Source organism: Lachnoclostridium phytofermentans ISDg (assembly GCF_000018685.1).
GTDB classification, from domain to species: Bacteria; Bacillota; Clostridia; order Lachnospirales; family Lachnospiraceae; genus Lachnoclostridium; species Lachnoclostridium phytofermentans.
The window spans coordinates 2,581,448-2,607,972 of record NC_010001.1 but is presented as its reverse complement, the minus strand read 5'-3'; the positions used below and the strand labels follow the sequence as shown (position 1 = coordinate 2,607,972).

General features: G+C 32.6%; 21 protein-coding genes and 1 pseudogene. 8 read left to right on the top strand and 14 right to left on the bottom strand.

Features of this window, described 5'->3' with window-relative positions; translation table 11 throughout:
- Positions 1–57: 57 nt before the first annotated feature.
- Positions 58–2,478, bottom strand: a complete 2,421-nt coding sequence (locus tag CPHY_RS10900) for an endo-1,4-beta-xylanase (protein ID WP_012200128.1) — start codon at positions 2,476–2,478, stop codon at positions 58–60.
- 212 nt (positions 2,479–2,690) lie between these two features.
- Here CPHY_RS10900 and CPHY_RS10895 point away from each other — a divergent pair, with 212 nt between their 5' ends.
- Both CPHY_RS10895 and CPHY_RS21730 read left to right on the top strand, forming a co-directional pair.
- A complete protein-coding gene (locus tag CPHY_RS10895; protein WP_012200127.1) occupies positions 2,691–3,632 on the top strand; it encodes an AraC family transcriptional regulator in 942 nt (313 codons plus the stop codon).
- Positions 3,633–3,728: 96 nt separating this feature from the next.
- On the top strand, positions 3,729–3,878 hold the full coding sequence (locus CPHY_RS21730) for a hypothetical protein (RefSeq protein WP_157668707.1): 150 nt from the start codon (positions 3,729–3,731) through the stop codon (positions 3,876–3,878).
- A gap of 238 nt (positions 3,879–4,116) precedes the next feature.
- Here the strand turns inward: CPHY_RS21730 and CPHY_RS10890 are convergent, their stop codons facing one another.
- The gene (locus CPHY_RS10890; RefSeq protein ID WP_012200126.1) at positions 4,117–4,947 is read right to left on the bottom strand and encodes a formylglycine-generating enzyme family protein; all 831 of its coding nucleotides are present in this window, start codon (positions 4,945–4,947) and stop codon (positions 4,117–4,119) included.
- Between the two features lie 270 nt (positions 4,948–5,217).
- A complete protein-coding gene (locus tag CPHY_RS10885) occupies positions 5,218–5,856 on the bottom strand; it encodes a glycoside hydrolase family 11 protein (RefSeq protein ID WP_012200125.1) in 639 nt (212 codons plus the stop codon).
- A gap of 766 nt (positions 5,857–6,622) precedes the next feature.
- Here CPHY_RS10885 and CPHY_RS10880 point away from each other — a divergent pair.
- Together CPHY_RS10880 and CPHY_RS10875 are read left to right on the top strand one after the other, a co-directional pair.
- Entirely contained in the window at positions 6,623–7,990 is a 1,368-nt protein-coding gene (locus CPHY_RS10880) for a GntP family permease (protein WP_012200124.1), read from the top strand.
- Between the two features lie 80 nt (positions 7,991–8,070).
- On the top strand, positions 8,071–9,303 hold the full coding sequence (locus CPHY_RS10875; protein WP_012200123.1) for a glycerate kinase type-2 family protein: 1,233 nt from the start codon (positions 8,071–8,073) through the stop codon (positions 9,301–9,303).
- Positions 9,304–9,380: 77 nt separating this feature from the next.
- Here CPHY_RS10875 and CPHY_RS22330 read toward each other — a convergent pair whose 3' ends face one another.
- The 6 genes from CPHY_RS22330 to CPHY_RS10850 form a co-directional block, all read right to left on the bottom strand.
- Positions 9,381–9,503 carry a hypothetical protein gene (locus CPHY_RS22330; protein WP_278183978.1) on the bottom strand — a complete coding sequence of 41 codons (123 nt, stop codon included), beginning with the start codon at positions 9,501–9,503 and terminating at the stop codon, positions 9,381–9,383.
- A gap of 150 nt (positions 9,504–9,653) precedes the next feature.
- The gene (locus CPHY_RS10870; protein ID WP_012200122.1) at positions 9,654–10,235 is read right to left on the bottom strand and encodes a tyrosine-type recombinase/integrase; all 582 of its coding nucleotides are present in this window, start codon (positions 10,233–10,235) and stop codon (positions 9,654–9,656) included.
- A gap of 659 nt (positions 10,236–10,894) precedes the next feature.
- The gene (locus CPHY_RS20820) at positions 10,895–11,530 is read right to left on the bottom strand and encodes a hypothetical protein (RefSeq protein ID WP_012200121.1); all 636 of its coding nucleotides are present in this window, start codon (positions 11,528–11,530) and stop codon (positions 10,895–10,897) included.
- 717 nt (positions 11,531–12,247) lie between these two features.
- On the bottom strand, positions 12,248–12,808 hold the full coding sequence (locus CPHY_RS10860; RefSeq protein WP_012200120.1) for a GNAT family N-acetyltransferase: 561 nt from the start codon (positions 12,806–12,808) through the stop codon (positions 12,248–12,250).
- A gap of 383 nt (positions 12,809–13,191) precedes the next feature.
- Positions 13,192–13,521 carry a hypothetical protein gene (locus CPHY_RS10855; protein WP_012200119.1) on the bottom strand — a complete coding sequence of 110 codons (330 nt, stop codon included), beginning with the start codon at positions 13,519–13,521 and terminating at the stop codon, positions 13,192–13,194.
- 82 nt (positions 13,522–13,603) lie between these two features.
- A complete protein-coding gene (locus CPHY_RS10850) occupies positions 13,604–14,548 on the bottom strand; it encodes a carbon-nitrogen hydrolase family protein (protein WP_157668706.1) in 945 nt (314 codons plus the stop codon).
- 660 nt (positions 14,549–15,208) lie between these two features.
- Here CPHY_RS10850 and CPHY_RS10845 point away from each other — a divergent pair.
- From CPHY_RS10845 to CPHY_RS10830, 4 genes and pseudogenes are all read left to right on the top strand, one after another.
- Complete coding sequence (locus CPHY_RS10845) at positions 15,209–15,391, top strand: hypothetical protein (RefSeq protein ID WP_012200117.1); 183 nt, start codon at positions 15,209–15,211, stop codon at positions 15,389–15,391.
- Between the two features lie 12 nt (positions 15,392–15,403).
- On the top strand, positions 15,404–15,673 hold the full coding sequence (locus tag CPHY_RS10840; protein WP_012200116.1) for a spore coat protein: 270 nt from the start codon (positions 15,404–15,406) through the stop codon (positions 15,671–15,673).
- A gap of 336 nt (positions 15,674–16,009) precedes the next feature.
- Positions 16,010–17,233 (top strand): annotated as a pseudogene (locus CPHY_RS22560) (transposase); the annotation flags it as partial.
- 256 nt (positions 17,234–17,489) lie between these two features.
- Positions 17,490–18,281, top strand: coding sequence for a PHP domain-containing protein (locus tag CPHY_RS10830; protein ID WP_012200115.1), 792 nt, complete (start codon positions 17,490–17,492; stop codon positions 18,279–18,281).
- A 488-nt stretch (positions 18,282–18,769) separates the two neighbouring features.
- On the opposite strand, the gene CPHY_RS22145 is transcribed toward CPHY_RS10830, so the two are convergent.
- The 5 genes from CPHY_RS22145 to CPHY_RS10805 form a co-directional block, all read right to left on the bottom strand.
- Positions 18,770–19,222 (bottom strand): hypothetical protein, encoded by a 453-nt coding sequence (locus CPHY_RS22145; RefSeq protein ID WP_242657942.1) that lies wholly within the window; start codon positions 19,220–19,222, stop codon positions 18,770–18,772.
- Positions 19,223–19,420: 198 nt separating this feature from the next.
- The gene (locus CPHY_RS22140) at positions 19,421–20,422 is read right to left on the bottom strand and encodes a hypothetical protein (RefSeq protein ID WP_041703516.1); all 1,002 of its coding nucleotides are present in this window, start codon (positions 20,420–20,422) and stop codon (positions 19,421–19,423) included.
- 331 nt (positions 20,423–20,753) lie between these two features.
- Positions 20,754–22,403 carry a hypothetical protein gene (locus CPHY_RS10815; RefSeq protein WP_012200114.1) on the bottom strand — a complete coding sequence of 550 codons (1,650 nt, stop codon included), beginning with the start codon at positions 22,401–22,403 and terminating at the stop codon, positions 20,754–20,756.
- Between the two features lie 158 nt (positions 22,404–22,561).
- Positions 22,562–24,232, bottom strand: a complete 1,671-nt coding sequence (locus CPHY_RS10810; RefSeq protein ID WP_012200113.1) for a hypothetical protein — start codon at positions 24,230–24,232, stop codon at positions 22,562–22,564.
- 153 nt (positions 24,233–24,385) lie between these two features.
- Positions 24,386–26,137, bottom strand: a complete 1,752-nt coding sequence (locus tag CPHY_RS10805) for a hypothetical protein (protein ID WP_012200112.1) — start codon at positions 26,135–26,137, stop codon at positions 24,386–24,388.
- Positions 26,138–26,525 lie beyond the last annotated feature (388 nt).

Sequence of the window (26,525 nt, the reverse complement as noted above, 5' to 3'; positions counted from 1 at the left end):
TCTGATAAAAAAGCGAGGAATATAATTACTGATTCGAATATGAACAAAATTACTTTATTATATATTCTTTATATTCTTCTCTCTTCGTTTTGTTAAGATCGTAACTGGTACGAATACCAATATAATCAGAATAGCTACTGCAGTCAAAATCATTTGCTTACTGCTGTCTTCCCCTGTTTTCGGGATATCTTTACCAGGTATGGTTTCAACAGCCTTTTCCTCTGCTACCTTTTCCTTTGCTACATCAATTACAGCAAAGAATGCGTCCTTTGGAGCAAAATTTTTATCAAACAGTAATGGATAACCTTGGAAACGCCAGCTTTGAGGATCTGTTTTACCCCAGAAGGTGACACGTTCGATGTTGTCCGCATATTTTTTGTATACTTCAAACAACTGCTTGTATAAATCCGCCTGAAGTTTCTCTTCTTCCTTTGTAGGAGAGTCAGTACGTTGCTTGTAGGTCATGTAATCGCCATGAGGAACATCCAGCTCAGATACACTGATCTTAGCACCTGTTTTTATGAAACGCTTGATGCTAGCTTCTACAGTGGAAACCTTTAAATCTCCGGTCCAATAATGTGCCTGCATTCCGATTCCTTCGATGAGCAATCTGTCAGGCTCAGTGTTCCGTTTATCGGTCTTCCACTTTGTGTTTAATTCTTCCACCATCAAGGCGATCGCTTCACACTTACCTGCCTCTGTCTCATTGAAGTCGTTATAATACAGCACTGCATCAGGAGCGGCAAGACGTGTAAACACGAAAGCGTCATAGATATAATCAGAGCCATCCTCGCCCTTGCTCTTATCAGCACCGTTTTCATAGGCTTGATACCAAGGAGAACCATTTCCGTTATCTTCAAATTTGCGTAATACATCCCTCCAGCCAGCAGGGATTTCGGATACACCTGGCAAAAATGCTTCATTTAATACATCCCATGAAATCACCTTCCCTGCGTAATGTCCTGCAACGTTCTTAATATAATCTTCCATATTAGCTCTTGCTTCTGCACGTGTTAGAGGTGTTCCATCCGCATTTGTAGTCAACCATGGAGCTGACTGAGAGTGCCAAACTAAAGTATGACCGTGGACTTTTAAACCATTTTCTTTAGCCCACGTAACAAGCTTATCAGCATTGTCAAAATTGTATTCGCCTTTTACCTTGGAAATATTCCCTGGTTTCATGGCATTTTCTGCGGTAACAACATTATAATGATGCTTAAACATTTCGGTGGTTTCTGTATCCTGTATCTGACCTGGTTCCATAATATTACCTATCATGAAGTAATCAGCGTATGCATCTTTAATGGAATCAAGGGTTAAATCCCATTCAGGTATAACCACAGTTGACTCATCTTCTTCTTCAGCTCCCTGAACCGTAACGGTAATGTTATCGATATAAAACGATGTGAGAACGCTTGGAGGTGTCTGAACTCGGTAGCTATAACCTAGGCCTGTCAATTCACTTCCGGTGTATGCTTTGGTATAAGTTATTACAAAGCTACCGTCACTACTTGGCGTCACTCTTGAAGTGAGTTCGCCCCATGGAGATTCGGTCATACCCATAACAAACTGGGATTTACTTAAATCAGAACCATCCTCTACATGGCCTTTTACCTCAATCGTGTATGTACCAGACATAAATTTATCGTTTATTTTCAGTGCATCACGAAGGATGTCTACACCGTCATAATTATTAACACGGTCTTTCAGTTGTAATGACACGGTACCATCGGTGCCTTCTACAACAACTATCTTAGCATTACCAGAAACTTTCAGAGCTGGACTTGATAATGATTCTCCAACCTTGAGAGTTTTGTCCGCATTAAGTTCGTAAAGTGACATAAGGTCACCAGTCACAGCTACAGGAGCAGTGGATGCCTTTGTTTGAATAATCACGATATCATCCACATAGAACGGTACAAGATCTCCGGCCCTACTTCCGCTTGGTTCGTCGGTCTGAACACGGAGCACCCACAGATTTCTTGAAGCGTCCGGAATTTGATCAGAAAGTTTAAGTTCATAGGTTAGTACAAAACTCTTGCCCGATTGTAGTTTCTCTTTTTTGAACTCTGGGTATCCATCATCCTCGCCCGTTTTCCTTGTTACACCGCCAAGCTTGACACTAGCATTCTTAGTATCTACATTGCTGTCAACATGACCGGTAACTGTGATTTCATAGGTTGCATCTCGATCTAACTTCAAAAGATCGTTCTGAATATCAAGTGCATCCCAGTTATCTTTACGATTAGATATGTAAAATGATTTGGTAGAGGAGCCCGTAACCGTGATATCTGCTCCGCCTGATCTACCTAAACCCTCCATGGGACCGCTGATTTTGTCACCCTCATTAAATTTGCTCCAATCTACTTTATAGATGTTGGTTTCAGCGGCTTGTGCAGTGCTCTTTATGCCGATACCCGGAATCAGCGTAAGCGAAAGCATAACACATGTTAATAAAGCTATTACTTTTTTACCCATAATATTACCTCCTATAATAATATTAAGCTTCTTACATAAACCCGTACTGACGGATTTCGTATAAATTTATATTAACACAAAATTCGATGATAACCCTAGCATTGCTTGCACGGAATAAATCATGTACTGTTCTTAGTCAGTAGTATATCACTTTGATATCGAGGAATCATGGAAGTATATTCCTGCCTTCATATTGACAATGAGGTGTCAGAATGATAAATTTAAAGAAAGATATTTCGTATAATTTCACAAATAGTGAGGGCAGAATTATGGATTATATGGACAAGGTGAATAATGCTATCGACTTTATCGAAGCTAATATAACGGATGATATCGACTTAAATCTGGCGGCGCGTAAAGCCTGTTGCTCTGAGTATCATTTTTTGCGTACATTTTCTTTTCTCGCTGGGATTCCCCTTTCTGAATATATCCGGCGCAGGAAGCTTACACTGGCTGCCTTTGATTTATTCGATGGTGTAAAGGTTGTAGATGTAGCCTCCAAATATGGTTATAGTTCACCGGAAGCATTCGCACGGGCTTTTAAGGGACTACACGGCATAACTCCAATAGCTGCCAGGAATACGGATGCTCCACTTAAGGCATACCCTAAAATAACTTTTCACCTGTCACTCAGTGGTGATGGTGAAATCGACTATCGTATTGCACAAAAAAATTCCTATGAGGTATGCGGAATTACCATAGACGTTCCCATCCTTAACGAGAAAACCAACACTGTAATTACTCAGTTTTGGGAAGAAAATATCGGAAATGGTGTTATTGGTCAGTTTCACCGTGACATCGGACTGGAGTATAATATCTGCCTCAATGCGGCGCTGTTTAATTACAATAAAAACACCTTTTCCTATATGATCTGCTATGAGATGCCTTCCAGTCGCGTCCATGGCGAATATTCCGTGCTTTCGGTTCCTTCGTTCACATGGGCAGTATTTTCTACACCTGAGCATACATCCAAAGAAACTACGGATATAATTCGCAATATGCGCAAGCGAATTTTTATGGAATGGTTCCCAACCTCCGTTTATAAACATGCGGGAGGACCAGAATTTGAGATATTCCATAATAAGAATGATAAATTTGTTGTAGAGATCTGGGTACCTATTATCAAGAAGCCTATGTATGACCTGAATTTATAAAAATGGGAGATCGATTATGATCTCTAAAACTATCGTAGTATTTACCGTCCTATCATGCTATAATTATTACAATATATGTAAGGAGGTAGGAAAGGCATGGCTGGCACGGCTATTTTTTCGGCGTTTTCTTTTATAGGTCTATTATTATATTTGATGGGAATATTTAGCTTTGTTCTATTCATCATTGTTTTAATCAAATTAAATAAAGCACTGAATATTTGGTTGGAACAAAACAAAAGATATTAAATAGTTATTGGTGAAGTGAAAAATGGAAATTACTTTCCTAAATCCATATTGTGAATTTAGAAACGTACATAATGAGAACTCTCAACGTGAAGAATTCGATAGCGTACTTTGTTACAATTAAATTTATAAGCAAAAACAGATACCTCTGTGATGAACCGGGTATCTGTTTTATGCTCTACGACTACCTAAACGGCAATAGTAATGATATTCTTTCTAACATCCGCTTTGGTTATAGGAATTACTTATTTCTACACACTCTAAATCCATGATCAGCTCCAAAGCCATTGGCTTCAAACTTGCCTCGATAAGAGATCTCACAACACTTGGAATCTCCCATCCAGCCGCCACCTTTCCAAACACGGTAAAAGCCACTGCTTTGTTCCGCGTCTTCGTACCAATCAAAGCACCATTCTCTTACATTGCCTGACATATCATATAATCCTAACTCATTGGCGTTCTTCTCTCCAATTGTTTTCGTAGAATTTTTGTTATATTCTACAATAGCCCAAGTCCAGTCGCCTGTTAAATATGTATTTCCTGCATTTCTCCAGAACCAACCTACTTTATCTACTTCGTTATTTCCGCTGTATTTATAATTTTTACTTTTACTACCACCACTCGCAGCATATTCCCATTCTGCTTCGGTTGGCAATCGGTATCCATTGGCTCCATCATTGATGGTTACAATCCATTTGACACTATCGTATTCGCTCATATTATTAGGGTCTATCGTGTTCTTATCTATATTGTAGTACGGTTCTAAGCCTTCCTTTAGACTCCTCTTGTTACAATATTCGATACAGTCATACCAACTTACTGTTTCGACAGGTAAATTATCACCTTTAAAATTTGAGGGGTTACTACCCATAACCTCTGTCCATTCTTTTTGAGTTATTTCGTATTTACCAATATAAAAGTCCGGTATTGTTTCTTGTTTATCATAGTGATTTGAGTTAGTATTTTCAAATGTACCGCCTTTAATTAGTATCAATCCATCAGAAGAGTTTTTCGAGCAAGCACTTAGAAGTGTTATTAGGAAGATAAAAAGTATATAAGATAGTTTTCTCATTAAAATATCTCCTTTTAATAATTCGATTTATCGAATTTAGGAACACTATTTAAGTTCCAAAAGATGAGTTTGTATTTTACTAATAAAATAAATTAATTATTAAAGGACTCTCTTGTACCCATACTTCGATATTAAATGATAATATGCAAGTAGTATGTAGGTAAGCTTATGATATCTAGGTGTCTTCTAAATATAGAAGACAGCTAATCAAAATTTAACTATTTATAATTGTTAATGATCAAATGGTGTTTGCTACTAGGAACAGATTTGTTACCAAACCGTTACATTAGCACTACCACTGCTTTGATATCCTTCTACGCATAATGCTTGATAAGCCCAGCTGCTTCCTAAGTTCATTCCTTTACTCTTCCAAGCATTAACATGGTTACTAAAAGTAATTGCTACGTTACTTCCGGTAGCTCTCTTAGACTGTCTAACACTCCAGTATTGTTGGAAAGTCTGAGTACCATCGATGGAAGGTGCATTAGTTCTCGTACTTGTATAAATATCATATGTTCCACCATCGCTAGAAACTGTACCCTTTAAAGTTCCAGTTGGTCTATAAGTACCCCAACTATCAACAACATAATATTCAATGAGTGAATTTCTCGTCCAACCATAGAAAGTTAAATAACCATTACCAGATGGTGAAAATACACCAGCATTGTAATTTACAACTCTTGATGCATTTCCAGTACCCCAACCTTTACCTACAACAAAATTACCACAATTCGTCCAGTTAACACTGTAGTTACCACCAGAACCATTGGTAGCGTTCACTGTTCCACCACCATCAGTCCAATTCTGCCAGTAATCAGTTGCTGCATGAGCAGTTGATGTAAATAAGCTAGAAAAACCTAATGCAATTACAGAAACTAATGCAAAAACTTTCTTATTTAATTTAAACATTATATTCCCCTCCTAATTAATTAGTTTTGCTACCGCTTACCTACACACTATTTGCATATTATCTTTGTAAACCCCTCCTTTTTTTAACGAAATTAATAACTTCTTATTTCACTTTTATAAATATGTTTGCTATAATGAATTGTTAAATGATGTGTCCGATCAGCTTTTGTTATTTCCATGTTACCATAATCAGTAAATATGTGCTTTTCATTCATTGCTGACTATATGTCAATCATTGCGGTATTTGGATTAAACTGGGAACTTGATATTTTCTTTAAGTATTTGTTGATACTAAAATATCAAAAAATAATTTTAAGTATTATTAAAACTGAAATATCATAAAGACATATTTCTTAAGTGTTCATAATCATATATGGAAAAAAGCTGAATGAAATCATCAATACTATTCTGCTTTGCTTACTGATAATATTCTTAAGCTAGTACCAGATAGTTTACATAATAATATTATGAATACTCGATGGAGACCATATATATTCTAAATTCATAGTTATGTTCATTAAAATAATTTTATAATTATATGGGTGACATCTGATACTTATTTTTTTTACATCTTGTGGCCTAGAATTCTTCAATGTACACGAAAACAGAGAATATGCTTCTAAATATGTTCTCTGTAACAATGATTAACAATAATATTTGGTACCTACGACATTGTGAATATTTCCTTTCTCATGTAAGATATGAATAAGATAATTCTTGGTGGTTTACGTTGGATTATCCAAACATATTGAAGGAGGATTTTGTTATGTCAGGTATACCATTAATTATTGCTTTTGTCATTGCAATTATTATTATGATTGTTGCAATCTCGAAGCTAAAGATTCACCCATTTATCTCGATTATGACCATATCTCTATTGTTTGGAATTGTTGCAGGAATTCCGCTTACCGACATTCCGGGTGTCATTGGTACGGGATTTAGCAATACTTTCAAGAGTATTGGTATCGTAATCATTTTAGGTGCATTAATTGGTACATTGCTTGAAAAGACAGGTGCAGCACTTAAGATGGCTGACTGCGTTGTTCGTCTAGTTGGTAAGAAAAATCCTGAATTGGCAATGCTTATTATGGGATGGATTGTTTCAATTCCGGTTTTCTGCGATAGTGGTTTTGTAATTTTAAATCCTATTCGCAAGGCACTTGTAAAACGTACAATGAAGTCTTCTGTTGCTTGTACAGTAGCTCTTTCCATGGGACTTTATATTTCACATTGCTTTATTCCACCTACACCAGGTCCTATTGCTGCTGCAAATACACTTTATGAAGGCCTTGGACAAGATACAAATCTATTATTAGTAATGTTTTTTGGTGCTATTTGTTCTATCTTACCTTTAATTGTAAGTTACTTCTTTGCAAAGTATATTGGAAAGAAAGTAAAAGCGATGGATGAAGCAGATAATGATGGCGGTGAAATCGTTCAAACATATGAAGAATTAGTAGCTAGCTATGGAAAACTACCGAGCGGATTCTTATCTTTTGCTCCAATTATTCTTCCTATTGTACTTATGGGCCTCTCCTCTGCTCTTGCAATGGCTGGAAAATCTGTAGCAGTTATCACTTTCCTTGGTACTCCTATTATTGCTATCGCAGTAGGTGTTATATTTGGCTTAATCCTCCTGGTTAGTCAGAAGAAATCAAAAGAATTTAATGAAATCACTAATGATACTTTAAAAGTAACTGGACCAATTTTATTCATTACTGCAGCTGGTGGTGTTTTAGGTAATGTAATCGCTTCTACTTCAATGGTAGATTTTATTAAATCAAATTCGAATGCGTTAGCTACTTTGGGATTATTGTTCCCATTCTTATTAGCTGCAATATTAAAAACAGCTCAAGGCTCATCTACAGTTGCTTTAACAACTACAGCAGGTATTATTGCACCAATGTTATCAACAATTGGCCTTGCTACTTCTCCACTTGCAGCTTTAACAGTAATAGCAATTGGCGCAGGTGCGATGACAGTTTCACATGCAAATGATAGTTATTTCTGGGTAGTTACTAACTTTGGTGAGATGAAAGTTGAAGATGGATATAAGACTCAGACATTGGGAACTCTTATCATGGGTATTGCCGCAATCATCAACGTTTATATTGTTTATCTATTCATTCGTTAAATATACATATACTTTAAGCGCGCCAGAGCATACGCTTTGGCGTTCTTTCTAAAAAAATTAATTTGAGAGGAGCCGTTTTCTTGAATATTAGAAATGATGCACAGCTTATAATTGATGCAGCGATTAAAGCAGCACTTCCAGACAATGCAGTAAAAAAAGCTTTAGAGGGACATGGATTTTCAGACGGCAAGCTACTGCTTATAGCAATTGGCAAAGCTGCTTGGTCTATGGCAAAGACCGCTTGTGAAATACTTAGTGACCGAATTGACGATGGCGTAGTTATTACAAAGTATGACCACGCGAAAGGAAATTTGCCTCATGTCCGTATCTATGAAGCAGGGCATCCGGTTCCAGATGCAAATTCATTCAAAGCTACTGAAGAAGCAATCAAGCTAGTACAAGGACTAACATCTGAGGATACAGTGCTATTTCTCATCTCTGGCGGTGGTTCGGCACTATTTGAAAAGCCTTTGATTCCTAATGAAATGCTTGAGAACTTAACAAAAGAATTACTTGCCAGTGGTGCTAATATTGTCGAAATGAATACCATACGGAAACGTTTATCTGCTGTTAAAGGTGGTAAATTCGCAAAGTTATGTGAGCCAGCTAAGGTGTTTTCCGTTGTATTATCGGATATTATTGGGGACCCACTAGATATGATTGCATCAGGACCAGCTTATCCGGATAATTCCACTTCTGAACAAGCAAGAGAGATTTTAAAAAGATATGGATTAACGGTTTCAAAGGAAATCAATGAATTATTAAGTATAGAACCTATTCATGAATTAAATAATGTTACAACAGAAATTACAGGAAGTGTATCACAACTTTGTGAAGCTGCAAAAAGAAAATGTGAGGAATTAGGTTATGAACCAATTGTATTAACTAGCAGTCTTAGCTGTGAGGCTAGGGAGGCCGGTAGTTTTCTCGCTTCTATCGCACAGCATTATAATAATACAGAAAAATCTCTCGCCTTTATTGCCGGCGGTGAAACAGTTGTTCATCTAAAAGGCAATGGATTAGGTGGTAGAAATCAAGAATTAGTATTAGCATCTGCAGTGGGAATTGCTGGTTTGCAGGATGTTGCGATATTTTCCATAGGTTCTGATGGTACCGATGGACCTACGGATGCTGCAGGGGGTTATGTTGATACTAATACACAGAGAGCACTTGAAGAAAGAGGGATATCAATATTTGATACCCTAGAACAGAATAATGCTTATTATGCATTACAAGCATGCGATGGATTAATTATGACGGGTCCTACGGGTACGAATGTGAATGATTTATCTGTGCTGCTGATAAAAAGATAAGTGAATAACTACAATATCACGATTTTCTAAAAATAGGTTGAAAAAACTTTATTTTTTCAACCTATTTTTGTGATCTATTATCCATCAATAGCGACTAGGATTGTGGCTTGTTTTGAAATTAATATTCTATTAATCTCTGCTATAACTGGTGAAAAACGTTCTTGGCAGCAGCTTTTCATTGTAAGTCTACACTCTTCCATTGATATCTCCTGATTATTTATAAAGTAATGTGTACTTTTTTACACGGAAGAACAATTGTTCGAAAATCATCAATTTAAATTTGAATTTGACAGCATACACTTTTAGAATGGAATGTATACTATGAACGTTAATTAAACTAAACATGTTAATTAAACTAAACATATATGATTTGCTAATGCTTGTTCTATATCTTGTCGTTGAATACCAATGTAACGCTGGGTTGTTGTACTTGAGGATTGTTGTAATAGAATTCGTACTAACTCTATGTTTGCATTATTATTTAAGTAAATTTCAGTAGCAAAGAATTTACGAAACGAGTGAGTGGATATACCTTGTAAACCTAAATGATCTGCAGCAATCTTTAATTGTTTTTGAACCGCACGTTCGGAAATATCAAATAACTTTGCTCTAGGACTAATTCCAAAATTCAATGCATACTCCTGGATAAAAGTATAGATTTCTAACATTACAGTGAATTCTCTTTTTTTCCCGGTTTTTTGTTCTATGATATCCAAACGGTATCGATCACCGTCTTTTACGATACTAGTTAATTTTAGTTGAAGTATATCGGAAATTCGAATTCCTAAATTAGCTTCTAATGTTAATATGGTAGCTAATCTCTCGTTTGGTTTAAATACACTACCATCTTCTCTTATAAATCCCTCTTTGATTGTTTGAATAATTAATATGTATTGCTCTCTTGTTAATGCTAAAGTTTTTTTGTTTGCCATTTTTACATATCCTTTCTTTACTATCTTCTATTATAAATGTAAGTTCGTTAAATAACAATACTAAAGTTCGTATAATATAAATGCCATCTCTGAAACAGGCTTAAAATCAGACATGTTCGTATAATGATGATTATACGAACTTTATTGATGGATACAGAAATACTATCTTAGTATTAATTTTAGATGTTTAGAATTTATTTTAGATATCTTATGATTCATCTTAGATACCTTACTTGGATTACGTTAGACTACGTATTAATAACATTTTAATATAAAGAAAAAAAAATCTGTCATTTTTAAGATATGTAAAAATTAACCACGCTCTAAAATCGATTTTAAGCATGGTTAAATAGAAATTAGGTAATTTCGTATGACAAGAACAGCAAAGTGCGTAAATGAAGAATATAAAGCTATAGGATGAGATTTTGAATAAAAGTAAAATTTTAACTGAGTAGGCATATAAAAAAGACTGGAACTAAAAAATCCAGTCTTTTATACTTCATACTTTTATAAAAACTTTTAAAACTATTACAAAATGAAATATTAAAAAAGGTGTTCATAAACTAATACATTCTTTGTTAATTTATGAAAATGTGCAATGCGAAATTTTTTATTTCAATAATCTAATTAAAAATGATTATTAATTGAGTTTTATGAATTTACAGTACTTGAATGAAAAGAGCAACATTACGGTCAGGCCTACGTGGTTCTCTCACAACTCTAAATTCAACTCGTACTCTATCATTTCTCCTTATATTACTAAGATTAATTCTTCTGCCTCTACGATCTTCGATCCTAGTTGAATTTGTTATTTGAAACGTGGTGCGGTTTCTGCCTGGACCTCCAGAAAATCTTTCATCTACAAATTCAACTCTACCAGGTCTCGTTTCTCTAATATCAAGAGTTCTATTACGTAAATTGACATCTATTATGCTTCCTTCTGTAACTTCATTACGCTCTCTTCTATCATTAACGACAATTAAAAATGCTGCTGCTTGAGGCGGGATGCTTCGTGTCATTCTAGAGGAAAAGATAGCATTTACTCTCATACCAACGCGTAGATCATTTAGATCTACTCGTCGACCAGAAATACTCTGTATTGCTGTTGATGGGGAAACAATCAGTGCGACCAGCTCATTGAATCTTCTATTTACTCTATCATCATAAGATATTGTGACTATGCCATTTCGGCTAGAACTTCTTGTGATATGCTCAATTCTAGCATCAGAAACACGAATTGCCTCTTCTTGCCTGAACGGTTGTTGCAGTTGGAATGATATTATATCATTATCCATATGATACCTACTTATGATTTTACTAAATCATATGCTAGTTAATATTAAAAGGTTCAAGTATACGTCTAACATTCTCTTGTTCTTTCTTTATTTACTACAAATTCAACTATCATCAAATTGGAAATTTTCTCGTTTTTCAACCATTATCTATGATAAGTAAAAGTTCGCGTAGAATACTTATTATTTTTGCTTTAATGAATTTTTCTTAACAAATGCGTAAATTTCAGTAGCTATGAATGATAATACAATATAATATAATTCAATGAAAGAAAGTAATTTACGTTCATCAATTTTATTCATTCGAAGTAAAAAAAAACGATATAAAACACAATAAAGAACCGCCTATCAAACATCTTCCAAAAAATCGATTGGTCCATTTCCAAATAGATGGATGAGAATTTAGCTGAAGTGATTTATAAGCCAAAGGATTATTTTTTTCGGAAAAGTAACAATTAAAGCCTAGCAATAAAAATACAAAACCTATTATTATATCAATCATAAAGAGCCCCTTTCGATTATGTTTTTCATTTATTATTGCTTTCTCTTTAGTTCTTTTAATTCACATCGACTATTTTCTAATACTTATTTTCTATACCACTTCTTATTATGATTTACTATGCTACTTTCTTGTGCTACTTCTAATACTATTTTCTAATATCAATTTCTTAAACTTTTTTATACTACTCTCATTTTTTATATGAATGTATTTTTCTTCTATTATATCATTCTCTTATAATCTTCCCTTAAAAGCGCATACCAAGCGGCATCACAGATGCCTTGATTATTCTTATCTGATTGCCGATGTATACCTTCCAACTTCAATCCGCAATGCTCCATAACTTTACCTGAGGATATGTTTTTTATATCATGCCTTGCTTCTATTCGATTTATACCAACCTCATCCATTAAAAATTGTATTATAGCACGAAATGCTTCCGTTGTTATACCAAGCTTCCACCAAGGTTTACCGATACAATACCCAATCTGTGCACTTTCGATTTCAGGATTTTGCTGTACTACACTGATAGAACCAATCAATTGATGAAGTTCTTTTAGCTCGATACCCCAGCAATATACTTCTTCATTCTCATAATTCTTGATTAAGTATTCTATGTATTCTTTAGAAACTTCTTCACTTTTATGTGACGGCCACATTAAGTATTTTGTTACGTCATCATCACTAGCCCAATTTGTATACATTGCATTTGCATCTTCTATTCGAAATGGCCTTAATAATAATCGTTTCGTTTCAATCGTAACTGTACCTAAATTCTTCATTTACCCTCCATATGCAATTAGCTTTTTAAAGTAATATACGATAAAAATAGCATCATTTTTATTTTATATTATTAATATATAGTTCTAAATCTGGAACATCTGGAAATTGATATTCGTCGACTAAATATGGTATAAATAACATGCAAGCATCTCTATATATCAATCCTTTGTACATCTTTAAACTATCAGCCGTTCCAGTCCCATAACTATGTTTTTCACGACTTTCTGGAAGAGAATAATTATCTAGCATTTCAGCTAATAGCAATGGTTCTATATTTTCATAATATACAACAAAATGATTTATTTTTTAGCCACTTACTGAAAGGTTTACAATAACATATAATTTCTTTTAATTTCATTCCTACCTATAACATCTTAATGTATTAGTCATCAAAATGTGAATAACAAATAGTTTCAATTTCATGTTCTAGACAATATGCCTGGAACTTAATATCAGCCCCCTTGCCTTGAAACATTGTTTTTAAAATTTCAAGAGCTTCTTCCTCATTTTTTCCAGATGCAATTAAATCAAGTAATTGCTTCGTACTAAAAGAATCTAAAGAAGTTTCATACTCATATTCACTACCTTCTGGAAGTCTTGAGGATGGCTTATATACATCATAGCCACAGACTGATAATTTACCATATTCTAAAATTGCGGTTATTTTTGATTCTTTATTTTCATCTTCATATTGCATTAATGTTATCTGCATGTTTTCACTCCTGTTTTATGATATATAATTCCATTAACTAAACTAGAAATATATATCCTTTATTTTTAATATAGCTGTATTATTACTCTACCCAGCGATTTCTTACAAATGGTGGTTCCACAACATTATCTAAAAATCCAGCGTAAGCCTTTACTTTTCGAAATGTATTCCCCATCATTTCGCTGCTTCGATAATCTTTTATGGCATCCATGTCAAATTCGGCCATATAGATCTTCTCACTTGTAGCATCTGCAACAAACAGCGCCATCTCCTGTTCTTTTCCATCTTTGTCCCATGCGATTGGCTGGAATGCACAAGAATTTCCACCATTCTCAAAGGCTGTGTTTGCCATCACTACGCCTGTCATATTCTCATATGCTCTCGTTGAAAGTGCTTGTACTCTAGGTTTCATTCCACCACAAGAATTTGGGACTACGATTATTTCAGCACCTTTTAACATAAGCATTCTAGCACTTTCGGGATACTCTCTATCATAGCATATCATAACTCCTAACTTAATACCATGAAAATCACAAACTTTAAATTCCTCTCCGCTCTCCACCAATGACTCTAAAGAAAAATCACAAGTATGTACTTTGCTATAAGTCATTATAATGTTTCCATTCTTATCAATTACCATTGCACTATTTCTTGGCTTTTGGATGCCTTTGGTATAAGCAGTTAATACGATTCCGATATGCAATTCCTTTGCTACCGAACAAAATTGCTTTACATAGTCACTTTCTTCATCGACTGCTTGATTTACCCATTCTTGATAGCTTTTTTTCTGTTTGATACACTCCATGGTTTCATCGCATTGATCCATTTCATACATATCAGATATACTAAGACAATCTTTTATGATTGGAAATTGATATCCATGTAACCAACACTCTGGAAATAGAACTAAATCAGCACCCATTTTTTTCGCATTTTTTATATATTGTAAACCTACCTTTGTATTAATCTCGCATTTACTACTTGGATAGTTTGCTTGTATAACAGCAACTCTAAATTGATTTTCCATATGAACTTCCATTCCGGCGCGCTCTAACGCCTTTTATTTTAAAAACAATTTTTTGGAACCGCATGATTTCTTAACTTCTGCTGATAAAATTTCTATACTAATATTATACAATATGAATGCTATTAGAATCTATGAAAAATTTTGAAATACTGTACAAGAGATAGATATAATAGAAAATAATATAGTCCCAAATAATTATGATTAATAGAAACAGAATAAATATGATTAATAGAAACAGAATAAATGATTAATAGAAACAAAATAAAAGATTAATAGAAACAAAATAAATATGTCTTAATAGGTACAAAGTAAATATGAATTATTTTGGTAATTTTAAAATTTTGAATAAACTAGTTTGTTATTTTAGAATCTTTTGAAAATTAGGATCCAAAAAAAATATTTTAGAATAAATCATATTTAAAATTAGGAAATAAAACTAAAATTAACCAAGTTAATTACATGATTATAAAAGCCCCAAAATTTAAAAGCTTGAATCTAGCTTATATTTTCTATCATTTGATTGTAATAAATGGTTATTTATATAAGGTTTTCTTTGTCTGAATTAACAAGAAAAGGTCTATTTATAAGAATTTACGTTGTATTACTATTTGAGAAAGAGAGATACTAACTTTGTGACTAAACATTATAAAGGAGGCAATTATGAATTTAACAGCGAAAGAACTCTCATGTGTTCAAGACATCTTATCAGAAGAAGAATTATTAATTAAAAAGTTTCAAATGCTAGCTGAGCATAGCGAAGACCCACAGATAAAGCAACAAATGTTAGATATATCTGCAAAACATCAGGGTCACTATAATGCAATATATTCTCATCTACAGTAAGGAGGTTACTCAATGGTAGGAAATTTTAAAGAAAAAGAAATTTTAACTGATGCATTATGTACTGAAAAGGCTGCAACAGATCATTACAACACATTTGCAAATGAATGTCTTCATGATGGATTAAGAAGTACAATTTTACAATGTCTAGATCAAGAGCATAAAATCCAAGTAGATGTATTTAATGTAATGCATGAAAAAGGATATTATCCAACACCAGCTGCAGAACAGCAAAAAATCGACGAAGCAAAACAGAAATTTGCTGCACAGGCAACAACAAAATAACTTTATTTAACATTAAACCCCTAATAACTCATATAACAAGTATTATTAACTTTACAACCCCTAATTACTCACACAAGAAAGCATTTACAACCCCTAATTAAATATATCTAATTTAAAACCCTAATTACTCCACCCTATATTCCACTCAATTACTTTCTTACTGCTGCTTGTCTTTCTATAGATCAAAGAGACCGTTATGTTATATAAGGTAAAAATTATATAATCAAACCACTAAAAAGGGGCTGTCGCACTAAGTATTAGTGCGCAGCTCCTTTTCAATGCAAAAAAATAAATCCCAAACTTCGAAAAGTAAGGGATTTATGGTAAACTATTAGTATGCGATTACAAAATAATTTACCTAAAAATTATACTTCATTTCAGAGTGGATATCAATTAAAACTTCCGCTAAATCTTGAATGTATAATCTCAGAAGATGATTCAGTTCGATTACTAAGTCAGTTTGTGGAGGATATGAATTTAACTGACCTATATTCTACTTACGAAAGAGTAAGAGAAAATTCTGTATCGCCAAGAACACTTCTAAAGATTGTACTTTACTCATACATGAATGGTGATTATTCTTCACGCTCCATGGAGCTTAAATGCAAAAGGGATATTAATTTCATGTTTCTTTTAGAAGGTGCCAATGCTCCCGACCATGCAACCTTTGCAAGATTTCGAAGCATTCATTTTGCACCTTGTTCAAAGCGTATCCTAGCTGAAATGTCTAACCACCTTTATGATCTAGGTGAAATATCTGGTGAGACCATCTTTATTGATGGTACAAAAATAGAGGCATGTGCCAATAAATATACATTTGTATGGGAAAAAAGCTGTTTCAAAGAATCAAGCAAAGCTACTTCTAAAACTGGCAGATTTAATGGCTGAATGTGAGCAACTGTATGATATAAAAATAGTCTATGGAAATACTGTAAAAATGAAGCATGTAAAAAAACTGAGGAAGAAGCTTTATGCATTAAAAGAAAGTGAGAACCTTGTCTTTGTTCATGGAATCGGCAAGAGAAAGTCCCCACTTCAAAAGAGCATTGAAACACTAGAGGAATATCTCTCAAAGTTAAAAGAATACAATCAAAAGATACATATTTGTGGCGAAAGAAATAGTTATTCAAAGACGGACCATGATGCTACATTTATAAGAATGAAAGAAGATGCAATGGGGAATGGACAGTTAAAACCTGCGTTCAATCTACAGCATGGTGTTGATTCTGAATATATTACCTGGCTTATGATTGGACCACAGCCAACTGATACAACAACTCTTATTCCCTTTTTAAAAGAGGCTGAGGAATACCTGATATTTAAATATAAAAAGATAACCGCAGATGCTGGATATGAAAGCGAAGAAAACTACTTATTTCTCGAAAGTAATGGACAAACTTCTTTTATTAAACCTGCTAATTATGAAATATCCAAAACTCGCAAGTACCAGCAAGATATCGGAAGAATAGAAAACATGGATTATGACAAAGAAAAGGATGTTCCTACAAAAATGATTGTATAAAGGGAAATAATTGCAAAACACCTTTGGAAGAACATTCTACAGACTGCCAACGAAGTGAATTCTTAATAGAATCTAATAAAAAAGCACATCCATTATTTCTAAATGTATCGAAAATGAATGTGCTTTTTATTTTTGGCTCTGTCACAACTTAGTGTTGATATTTTAATGAATGGCTTTGTTTGACAAAGTAATTGATATAAAGTAAAAGTAAATGTATAATATTACCATACAAACAAATTCGTTATAGTTAGCAACTACGAATTGAAGATTTATATAATGGGGGGGTGTAGGATAATGCGAGATGTCCATGTGCATTTTTTACATGGAAATGGTGGAGGTTATAATATTGATTTTTTTGAGGGTTTTATCAAAACCGCTCAAAATACAGGGCTTGATGAAATATACTTGCTTGAACATACCCACCAATTCATTGAGTTTGAGAAAGTATACGAACCAATAAAGAAATACAACGATTATCAGCGTAACTGGATATGTAAAAAAATGAATAGTTCGATAAAAGAGTATATTAATTTTATAGAAACGGTAAAGGATACTCAATACCCTGTAAAAGTTAAATTTGGTCTTGAAGTTTGTTATATTCCTGAAACTGCTGACGTACTTGCAAGCATTCTTGACGAATATGAGTTTGATTTTCTTACAGGCTCTGTACATTGGATTGATGGTTGGGGATTTGACCATTCAGGACAGAAAGACCTTTGGAAAAGTATGAACGTAAACGAGGTTTATAAAAGGTATTATAGCATAATGTTCCAATTATGCGAAAGTGGTCTTTTCACTGGTCTTTCGCATCCTGATTCAATCAAATGCTTTGGTTACACACCTGATATTGACTTGACAGATTATTATAATGAATTATCTATTCTTTTATGTAAACATGGTATGTATGCTGAAAATAGTGGTGGTCTACGGCTAAATTATTGCTCGGATTTGGAATTAGGTTTGAATACAAAATTGCTATCTGTTTTTCAAAAAAATAATGTAAAAATTGCTACAGCTTCTGATGCGCATAAACAAAGCGATGTCGGTGTAAATATCCTTGAACTTGAAAATATGCTCAAAGATTAGTTTACACATAATAAGCATTATCTGAAGTTAGGTTGGTTCGACTTCGTTTATCAAGGCGAACTACAGATTATTTATTATGATCGAAAAGCTTTTGCAGAAGCTATAAGTGAGTCCTATTACCCGCCGAAGGGAATTAACCTGACAATGGAAATTGGCATTTGGCTTCCAAAATTTTATGATGTTGACAGAGAATACGAGCGAAAATTCTGTATCGTTCTTTTTCTTTTATCAAAGCTATTAAATGTTTTTAATTAAAGAATAATACTTTACAGTATGAAGTCTTCTAATTTATCGAAGTATTGTTAACATGAACTTATATCAAAGATTTTAATCTACTAAATTCTAGACATAGTTTACATAATATTAATATGTATTCAACAAACAATACTCTAGAAAATTAATTCATGATCTATAACAATATAAGCTAAATTATCTAATTTACAAAATAAAATATATAGGCCCATAATTACTTCTACAATCTTTAAAATTTAATTCTTGCTATTTGACGGGAAATTTACTTTGATACCCTTCCCATTCTTTAGCATATAGAAGAAATGATCTGATTTATACGTAGCATCTTGATAGAAAACCCTAAATGGCCTACTTAAAACAGTCACACAGTCTGCCCCCTCTACTTCAACAATTGTATTATCATCTTTTCGATAAAATAGATGGAGTATCGTTCCAGCTCCAGAAACGATAGTATGAGGACTTTTTCTGCCGAAGTAAAACTCTTCTTCACCTTGACAATAGTTCTGAAATATTTCAATAACTTGATCTAAACACCATTTTTGATTTCCATTTATATCAATTTGATATAAATCACCTTCTTCAGTAATCACATAACAAAAACTATTGTCTACAGAAGATACTAACTCTTTAATAGATAGGTCTCCACTAATTTTTTCAATTTTACCGGGTTTATCTGGTTGAGATTGCATAAAGTATACTGAACCATTAGCCAAACAAAATAATTTGTTATTCGAAACTATTCCATAGGCGTAGTTTTCAATATCCGTAAACCAATCACAATACGGCAAGCTCCTGGTAAATGTTTGTATTTCGAGCAAATGAGGTATATTATATGTATAAATAGGATTCCAGTTATTATAATATACACCAAATGTTAGATTCCATATTTAACTAGATATTTCATATTCGCTAAGTTTTTCTCCGGTATTTCCATTCGTTGATAGATACCATGTATTATCGAAATAATATTGTAATTCTGAGTTAAATTGATTAAATAAAAGTCGTATATTAGACAAATCATTTTTTGGTACTTTCATAAGTTGAGTTTTACTGCTATTGCTTTGCACAAATAGATTTTCATTTTGAACATAATAGAATAATGTCGCCTCATTTGTTAAAGCGATAGGAATCATATTAGTACCTTTTAATTGGTTCTTTCCTTGTACATAAAAATAAGTTTCTGTAGCTTTATTCTCAGCTGTATTCTTCTGATAAACTATTATGTTACTATCAGGTGAAATACAAAAGTCCTCTTCTACAACATTGTTATCAATTAGTACGGACGAACCGTCCTCAAGTTTATATTCATATAGAAATGAATTATTGTCTTGACTAACAATATAGAATATTTTTAAACAATCTCTAGAGGGTATGAATTCAATTACATTCTCAGCAACCAGTTGAGTGCCTTTGCTGGTTAAATAGAATAATTTATTTTCTTCTGTTAGATACCAATGGATTTTTTCATTAAAAATTGGATATTGATAAGGCAATTTCTCAAATGCACTTTTTTCATATAATACATTAGCATCATCATCTAAGATAAGGTAACTATATTTTCTATTATCATTTTTGATCCAGTAAGAATTAAGATTATCCAAAGTATTTAAATCAAAAACCGAGTTTGATTTCGGTGTACCGTAATTTTCATAACAAAGAAATCCTAGTATTAAGATAATACTAAGGAGTACCCCCGCGATTGTTATATGTAATTTATATTTTTTCCATTTATGATTTTTCATAAAATTATTAGGACCCTGTTCAGGATTAAAATTCAAATCGGATTTGTTATATTCTTTGGTATTGTCAATCTCCGACCATTCAACTTCTAGCTCAGGTATTTCAATTTTTATAGAATTTTTCAGTTCATCACAGTAAGTTTTTTTCATCTGTCCTCATTTCTGCTCCGCTATTTGCGTTTTATGTTGCAGTTTAGTCTCTTAAATTGTAAGGAAAACTTAATCTAGTACAAATTTATGAACACGAAGCGTGCATTTTTTTTATTTTATAGTTTTTATCTGGATTTGATTTTTTATATTATAAAATCCTTTGATTTAGCGTATATTTTATATCTGAATTAAGGATGAGTTAAAAAATAGTTTACATATAATAATATGTTTTCTACAGAACTATTCTTAACAATTCAATAATTTTTTATTTTTTATTTCCCAAATAGTATTTATTTATGAACTCCATAATTACTACTTCTATCATTAAAATTTAATTGTCGCTATTTAATGGAAAATTTACTTTGATACCCTTCCCATTCTTTAGCATATAGTAATAATAATCTGATTGATACGCAACATCTTGATAGATAACTCTATATTGATCACTAATAATAGTTACACAGTCTGCTCCCTCTACTTCAGTGATTGTATTGTCTTCTTTTCGGTAAAATAACTGGTACAAGGATCCTGAACTAGATACGATAGTACGAGAACTTTTTCTACCGAAGTAAAACTCTTCTTCACCTTGCCAATAGTTTTGAAATATTTCAGTAACTCGATTTAAACATAATTTTTGATTTCCGTTCATATCAATTTGATATAGATCGCCTACTACAGTAAGAACATAACAAAAGCTATTGTCTTCTGAAGGAACTAACTGTTTAATGTATAAATCTCCACTAATTTTTGTGATTTTATCAGGTTTATCTGGTTGAGATTCCATAAAATATACAGCTCCATCAGACAAATAAAATAGTTTGTTATTTGAAATTATTCCATAGCTTTTTTTCGTATTATCAAGCCAATCTTGATATGTTAAACTTTTCGTAAATGTTTGTATTTCAGACAAATGAGGGATATTAAATGTAAAAATGGTATTCCAGTAATTAAGATATACTCCAAATTTTAAATACCATGAAACATTAAGTATTTCATAATATTTAAGTTTTACTCCGGCTTTTCCATTCATTGAGAGATACCAATTATTATCGTTTATATATTCTAATTCTGTGTGGTCTTGATTAAAAAGTAGTAAATTAGTCAAATCATTATTAGGTACTTTCATAAGCTGATTTCTAAAACCATCGCTCTGCACAATTAGATTTCCATTCTGTACATAATAAAATTGTGTTCCATTATTGGATATGGCGATTGGAATCATGTTAGTTCCTTTTAATAGTTTATTACCTTGAGTATAAAAATAAGTTTCTGTAACATTATTTTCGGTTGTTAGCTTCTGATATGCTACTATGTTACTATCAGGTGATATACAAAAATCTCTATCTACTACATTATTATCTATTAGTACAGAGGAATCACTCTCAAGTTTATATTCATACAGAGATGAATTGTCTTCTTGATTAACAATATAAAATACTTTTAATCCATCTCTAGAAGGAAGGAACTCAATTACATTATCAGTAACCATTTGACTGCCTTTGCTGGTTAGATAGAATAATTTATTTTCTTTTAAATACCAATGTACTTTTTGATTTAATACAGAATATTGATATGGTGAATTATCGCTGGTATTTTCTTCATACAATACATCGGCACTTTCATCTAAGATAAGGTAAACATTTTGATTATCTTTATTAATCAAGTATGAATAAATATTATCCAAAGCGTTCAAGTCAAAAACTAATTTTGATTTGAATGGTCCATAAATATTATACCAAATAAATCCTGTCATTAAGAACATACCTAGGATTATCCCTGCTATTGTTATATGTAATCTATATTTTTTCCATTTATGATACTTTGCCATAGGAATGAAATCATTAGGATTCTTTTCAGGATCAATTGCCAAATCGGAATTATTAGATTCGTTGGTAATGTCAATCTCTGGCCATTCAACCTCTAGCTCTGGTATTTCAATTTTTATAGAATTATCTAGTTCATCATTGTAAGTTTTTTTCATCTGTCCTCATTTCTGCGTCGCCATTTTCGTACCTTAAGTTTGTGTTACAGTATAGCCTCAAACTTGTCAGGTAAACTTAATTCATGATAAGGAGAAGTACGTGTAGCGTGCTGTTTTTAATCATTTTGTATTTAGGTTTAATAATCTATAATAATAATTTAATTCTCGCTATTTGACGGAAAATTTACTTTGATACCCTTCCCATTCTTAAGCAGATAATACTGATTATTATCCATTACATCTCGATATAGAAGTCTGTATGAAGAACTTACAACTTTCGCATAGTCTGCTCCCTCAACATTTATGATAGTATTGTCTTTTTTTCGGTAACATAACTGGTAAATCAATTCTGAGCTTAAATCAGGACCCTGAGGATTTATTCTAGCGAAGCAAAACTCTTCTTCACCATCCCAATAGATTTGAATTATTTGAGCTACATGATCTAAACACCATTTGAGATTACCGTTTACATATTGATATAAATCTCCTTCTTCTGTAAGTAAATAACAAAAGCTATTATCGACTGAAGATACTAATTGTTTAACGGATAGGTCTTCACTAATTTTAATAATATTGCCGGATCTATCTGGATGATATTCCATAAAATATACATCCCTATCAGCCAAGCAAAATAATTTGTTATTCGAAATTAATCCATAGGTGTAGTTTTTCGTATTATCAAGCCAAGCACGATATGTAAAGTCTTTCGTAAATGTTTTTATTTCAGACAAATGAGGGATGTTAAATGTAAGCATGACATTCCAATTATTACAATAAATTCCGAATTTTTGATATAATAAATATCTAAATATTTCGTACGCTTTAAGCTTTACTCCAGAATTACCATTGCTTGTTTGATACCAATTAGTATCAATTGAATTTGGTATTGCTGAATATTGCAATTCTGTATGGTTTTGATTAAAAAAAAGTACTAAATTTGATAAATTATTATTTGGCACTTTTATAAGCTGATTTTTTCTACCATTGCTCTGCACGAATAGATTTTCATCCTGTACATAATAAAATAGTGTCCCCTCATTGGATAAGGAGACCGGTATTACATTAGTTGCTTTAAGCTGTTTCTTACCTTCAGTGTAAAAATAAGTTTCTGTAACATTATCATCGGTTCTTAGCTTTTGATATGCTACCATGTTACTATCTGGGGAAATACAAAAATCTCTTTCCACAACATTATAGTCAATTATTGCGGAAGAATCTCCCTCAAGCTTGTATTCATACAGAGATGAATTGTCATTTTGTTTAACAATGTAATATACTTTTAAACCATCTTTAGAGGGAAGGAACTCAATAACATTATCAGCAACCATTTGGCTGCCTTTGCTGGTCAGATAGAATAATTTGTTATCTTCTGTTAAATACCAAAAGATTTTTTGATTTAGTAAAGGTTCTTGATAAGGAAGTTTCTCATGTGCATCTATTTCATATATTACATTAGCATCTTCATCTAAGATAAGGTAAACAAATTTATTATCTTTTTGAATCCAGTATGGATAAATATTTTCCCAAGTATTCGTATCAAAAACTGACCTCGATTTCAAAGGTCCATAAATATCATACCAAAGAAGTCCTATCATTATGAATATACTTATGAATATCCCTGCGATGGTTATATGTATATTATATCTTTTCCATATCTGAAACTTTATCAAAGCGATAAAATTATTAGGTATCTGTTCAGGATCAATAAAAAAATCAGAGGGGTTAGATTCGGAATTCTCGGTAATATCACTCTCCTGCCATTCAACAACTAACTCCGGTATTTCGATTTTTATTGGAATCTCAGAATCATTACAGTTAGGTTTTTCCATCCATTACCTCATTTCTGCGCAGCACTTTGTGTACCTTAAGTTGTGGCTGCAGCGATGTCTCAAACTTGTCAGGAAAACTTAATTTATGACAAGGAAGAGAAAGTGTAGTGTGCTTTTTGATAAGTTCCATAATTGCTTCTTCTATTTTTAAAATTAGTTCTCGCTACTTAACGGAAAATTTACTTTGATACCCTTCCCATTCTTTAGCATATAATATTGATTATCATCCATTGCATCGCGATAGAGAAGTCTGTCTTGAAGTCGACCTTGCGAATTTTCAATTTTTATATAGCCTGCTCCCTCTACATTAACGATAGTATTGTCATCTTTTCGGTAACATAACTGGTAAATTGATACTGAGCTTAGATCAGGACCCTGAGGATTTATTCTAGCGAAGCAAAACTCTTCTTTACCTCGCAAATAGATTTGAATTATTTCAGCTACATGATCCAAACGCCATTTGAGGTTACCGTTTAGATCATATTGATATAAATTACCTTCTACAGTAAGCATATAACAAAAGCTATTGTCTACCGAAGTTACTAATTGTTTAACGCATAGGTCTTCACTAATTTTTATAATTTTGTCGGGGTTATCTGCTTGATATTCCATAAAATATACAGAGCCATCAGCCAGACAAAATAATTTGTTATCCGAAATTAATCCATAGCTGTAGTATAGCGTAGTATCAAGCAATTCACGACATTTTAAACTTTTCGTAAATGTTAGTATTTCAGTCAAATGAGTGATATTAGATGTGTAAGTATGATTATACCAGTGATTAATATATCCTCCATACTTTAGATACAATGAAATATCAAATATTTCGTATTCTTTAAGTTTTACTCCGGTTTTTCCATTCGTTGATATATACCAATCTCGATTGAGTGGAGATTGTGCTGCTAAAAATTTATTTATGAGATATTTATAATTCGGATATATATAATTAGGATATATATTATTCGGATATTGATATTCTGTATATTGTAACTCTGTATGGTTCTGATTAAAAAAAAGTTCTAAATTAGACAAATCATTATTTGGTACTTTTATAAGCTGATTTTCAACTCCATCGCTCTGCACGAAAAGATTTTCATTCTGTACATAATAGAATAGTGCCCCCTCGTTGGATAAGGCAACAGGAATCACATTAGTTGCTTTTAGCTGTTTCTTACCTTGGCTATAAAAATAAGTTTCTGTAACATTATCCTCTGTCGTTTTCCTCTGATATGCTAACACTTTACTATCAGGTGATATACAAAAATCTCTTTCTACAACATTATTGTCAATTAGTATGGAAGTACCGCTTTCAAGTTTATATTCATACAGAGAAGAACTGTCATCTTGATTAACAATATAATATACTTTTAAACCATCGCTAGAGGGAAGGAACTCAATTACGTTATCAGTAACCATTTGGCTGCCTTTGCTGGTTAGATAAAATAATTTATTATTTTCTGTTAAATACCAATAGATTTTTTGACTAAGAATATCATCTTGATAGGTAGAGTTCTCATTTGCTATTTTTTCATATAATACGTTAGCATCTTCATCTAAGATAATGCAAACTGAATTATTATCTTTTTTGATTCTGTACGAATATATATTTTCCAAAGAATTCAAAACGGATTTTGATTTCAATGGCTCATAAATATCATACCAAAGAAATCCTAACATTAAGAAAATACTTAGGATTATTCCTATAATCGTTATATGTACACCATCTTTTTTCCATTTATAAAACTTTACCAAGGGAATGAAATTATTAGGAATCTGTTCAGGATCGACATACAAATCTAAGGTATTAGATTCGTATGTAATCTCACTCTCCTGCCATTCAACAACTAACTCCGGTATTTCAATTTTTATAGGATTCTCTGGTTCATCACAGTAAGGCTTTTCCATCTGTTACCTCATTTCTGCGCCGCCTAATGTGCATCCTAAATTTGTAGTTACGGCGTTCCAAAACTTTCTAGGAAAGCTAATTCATGACAAAGAAAGGTTGGCGAAGAGCGCTTTATCATTTTTTATTGATTTTATCTAGGCTTGATGATTTATTTTATGAAAGTCTTTTTCAAGCGAAGCATTGCTATCATCAATTTTATATATAAATTTTGAATTTGTTTAATCAAATCCACAATATACTATAAATTTACATGATAGTCATATTATACCATAGGACTATGCTTTGGTAAATTAATTCATGACATAGTACAATACAAGCTAAGTTTTTTAATACCAAAATGAAAGAATTCAAAAATTCATTATTTCCTCTTCTATCCAAAATTTAGTT

Bases quoted from the DNA above. Each gene is read 5' to 3' on its own strand.
- CPHY_RS10900 (WP_012200128.1), bottom strand. From the start codon at position 2,478: ATGGGTAAAAAAGTAATAGCTTTATTAACATGTGTTATGCTTTCGCTT.
- CPHY_RS10895 (WP_012200127.1), top strand. From the start codon at position 2,691: ATGATAAATTTAAAGAAAGATATTTCGTATAATTTCACAAATAGTGAG.
- CPHY_RS21730 (WP_157668707.1), top strand. From the start codon at position 3,729: ATGGCTGGCACGGCTATTTTTTCGGCGTTTTCTTTTATAGGTCTATTA.
- CPHY_RS10890 (WP_012200126.1), bottom strand. From the start codon at position 4,947: ATGAGAAAACTATCTTATATACTTTTTATCTTCCTAATAACACTTCTA.
- CPHY_RS10885 (WP_012200125.1), bottom strand. From the start codon at position 5,856: ATGTTTAAATTAAATAAGAAAGTTTTTGCATTAGTTTCTGTAATTGCA.
- CPHY_RS10880 (WP_012200124.1), top strand. From the start codon at position 6,623: ATGTCAGGTATACCATTAATTATTGCTTTTGTCATTGCAATTATTATT.
- CPHY_RS22330 (WP_278183978.1), bottom strand. From the start codon at position 9,503: ATGGAAGAGTGTAGACTTACAATGAAAAGCTGCTGCCAAGAACGTTTT.
- CPHY_RS10870 (WP_012200122.1), bottom strand. From the start codon at position 10,235: ATGGCAAACAAAAAAACTTTAGCATTAACAAGAGAGCAATACATATTA.
- CPHY_RS20820 (WP_012200121.1), bottom strand. From the start codon at position 11,530: ATGGATAATGATATAATATCATTCCAACTGCAACAACCGTTCAGGCAA.
- CPHY_RS10860 (WP_012200120.1), bottom strand. From the start codon at position 12,808: ATGAAGAATTTAGGTACAGTTACGATTGAAACGAAACGATTATTATTA.
- CPHY_RS10855 (WP_012200119.1), bottom strand. From the start codon at position 13,521: ATGCAGATAACATTAATGCAATATGAAGATGAAAATAAAGAATCAAAA.
- CPHY_RS10850 (WP_157668706.1), bottom strand. From the start codon at position 14,548: ATGGAAAATCAATTTAGAGTTGCTGTTATACAAGCAAACTATCCAAGT.
- CPHY_RS10845 (WP_012200117.1), top strand. From the start codon at position 15,209: ATGAATTTAACAGCGAAAGAACTCTCATGTGTTCAAGACATCTTATCA.
- CPHY_RS10840 (WP_012200116.1), top strand. From the start codon at position 15,404: ATGGTAGGAAATTTTAAAGAAAAAGAAATTTTAACTGATGCATTATGT.
- CPHY_RS10830 (WP_012200115.1), top strand. From the start codon at position 17,490: ATGCGAGATGTCCATGTGCATTTTTTACATGGAAATGGTGGAGGTTAT.
- CPHY_RS22145 (WP_242657942.1), bottom strand. From the start codon at position 19,222: ATGCAATCTCAACCAGATAAACCCGGTAAAATTGAAAAAATTAGTGGA.
- CPHY_RS22140 (WP_041703516.1), bottom strand. From the start codon at position 20,422: ATGAAAAAAACTTACTGTGATGAACTGAAAAATTCTATAAAAATTGAA.
- CPHY_RS10815 (WP_012200114.1), bottom strand. From the start codon at position 22,403: ATGAAAAAAACTTACAATGATGAACTAGATAATTCTATAAAAATTGAA.
- CPHY_RS10810 (WP_012200113.1), bottom strand. From the start codon at position 24,232: ATGGAAAAACCTAACTGTAATGATTCTGAGATTCCAATAAAAATCGAA.
- CPHY_RS10805 (WP_012200112.1), bottom strand. From the start codon at position 26,137: ATGGAAAAGCCTTACTGTGATGAACCAGAGAATCCTATAAAAATTGAA.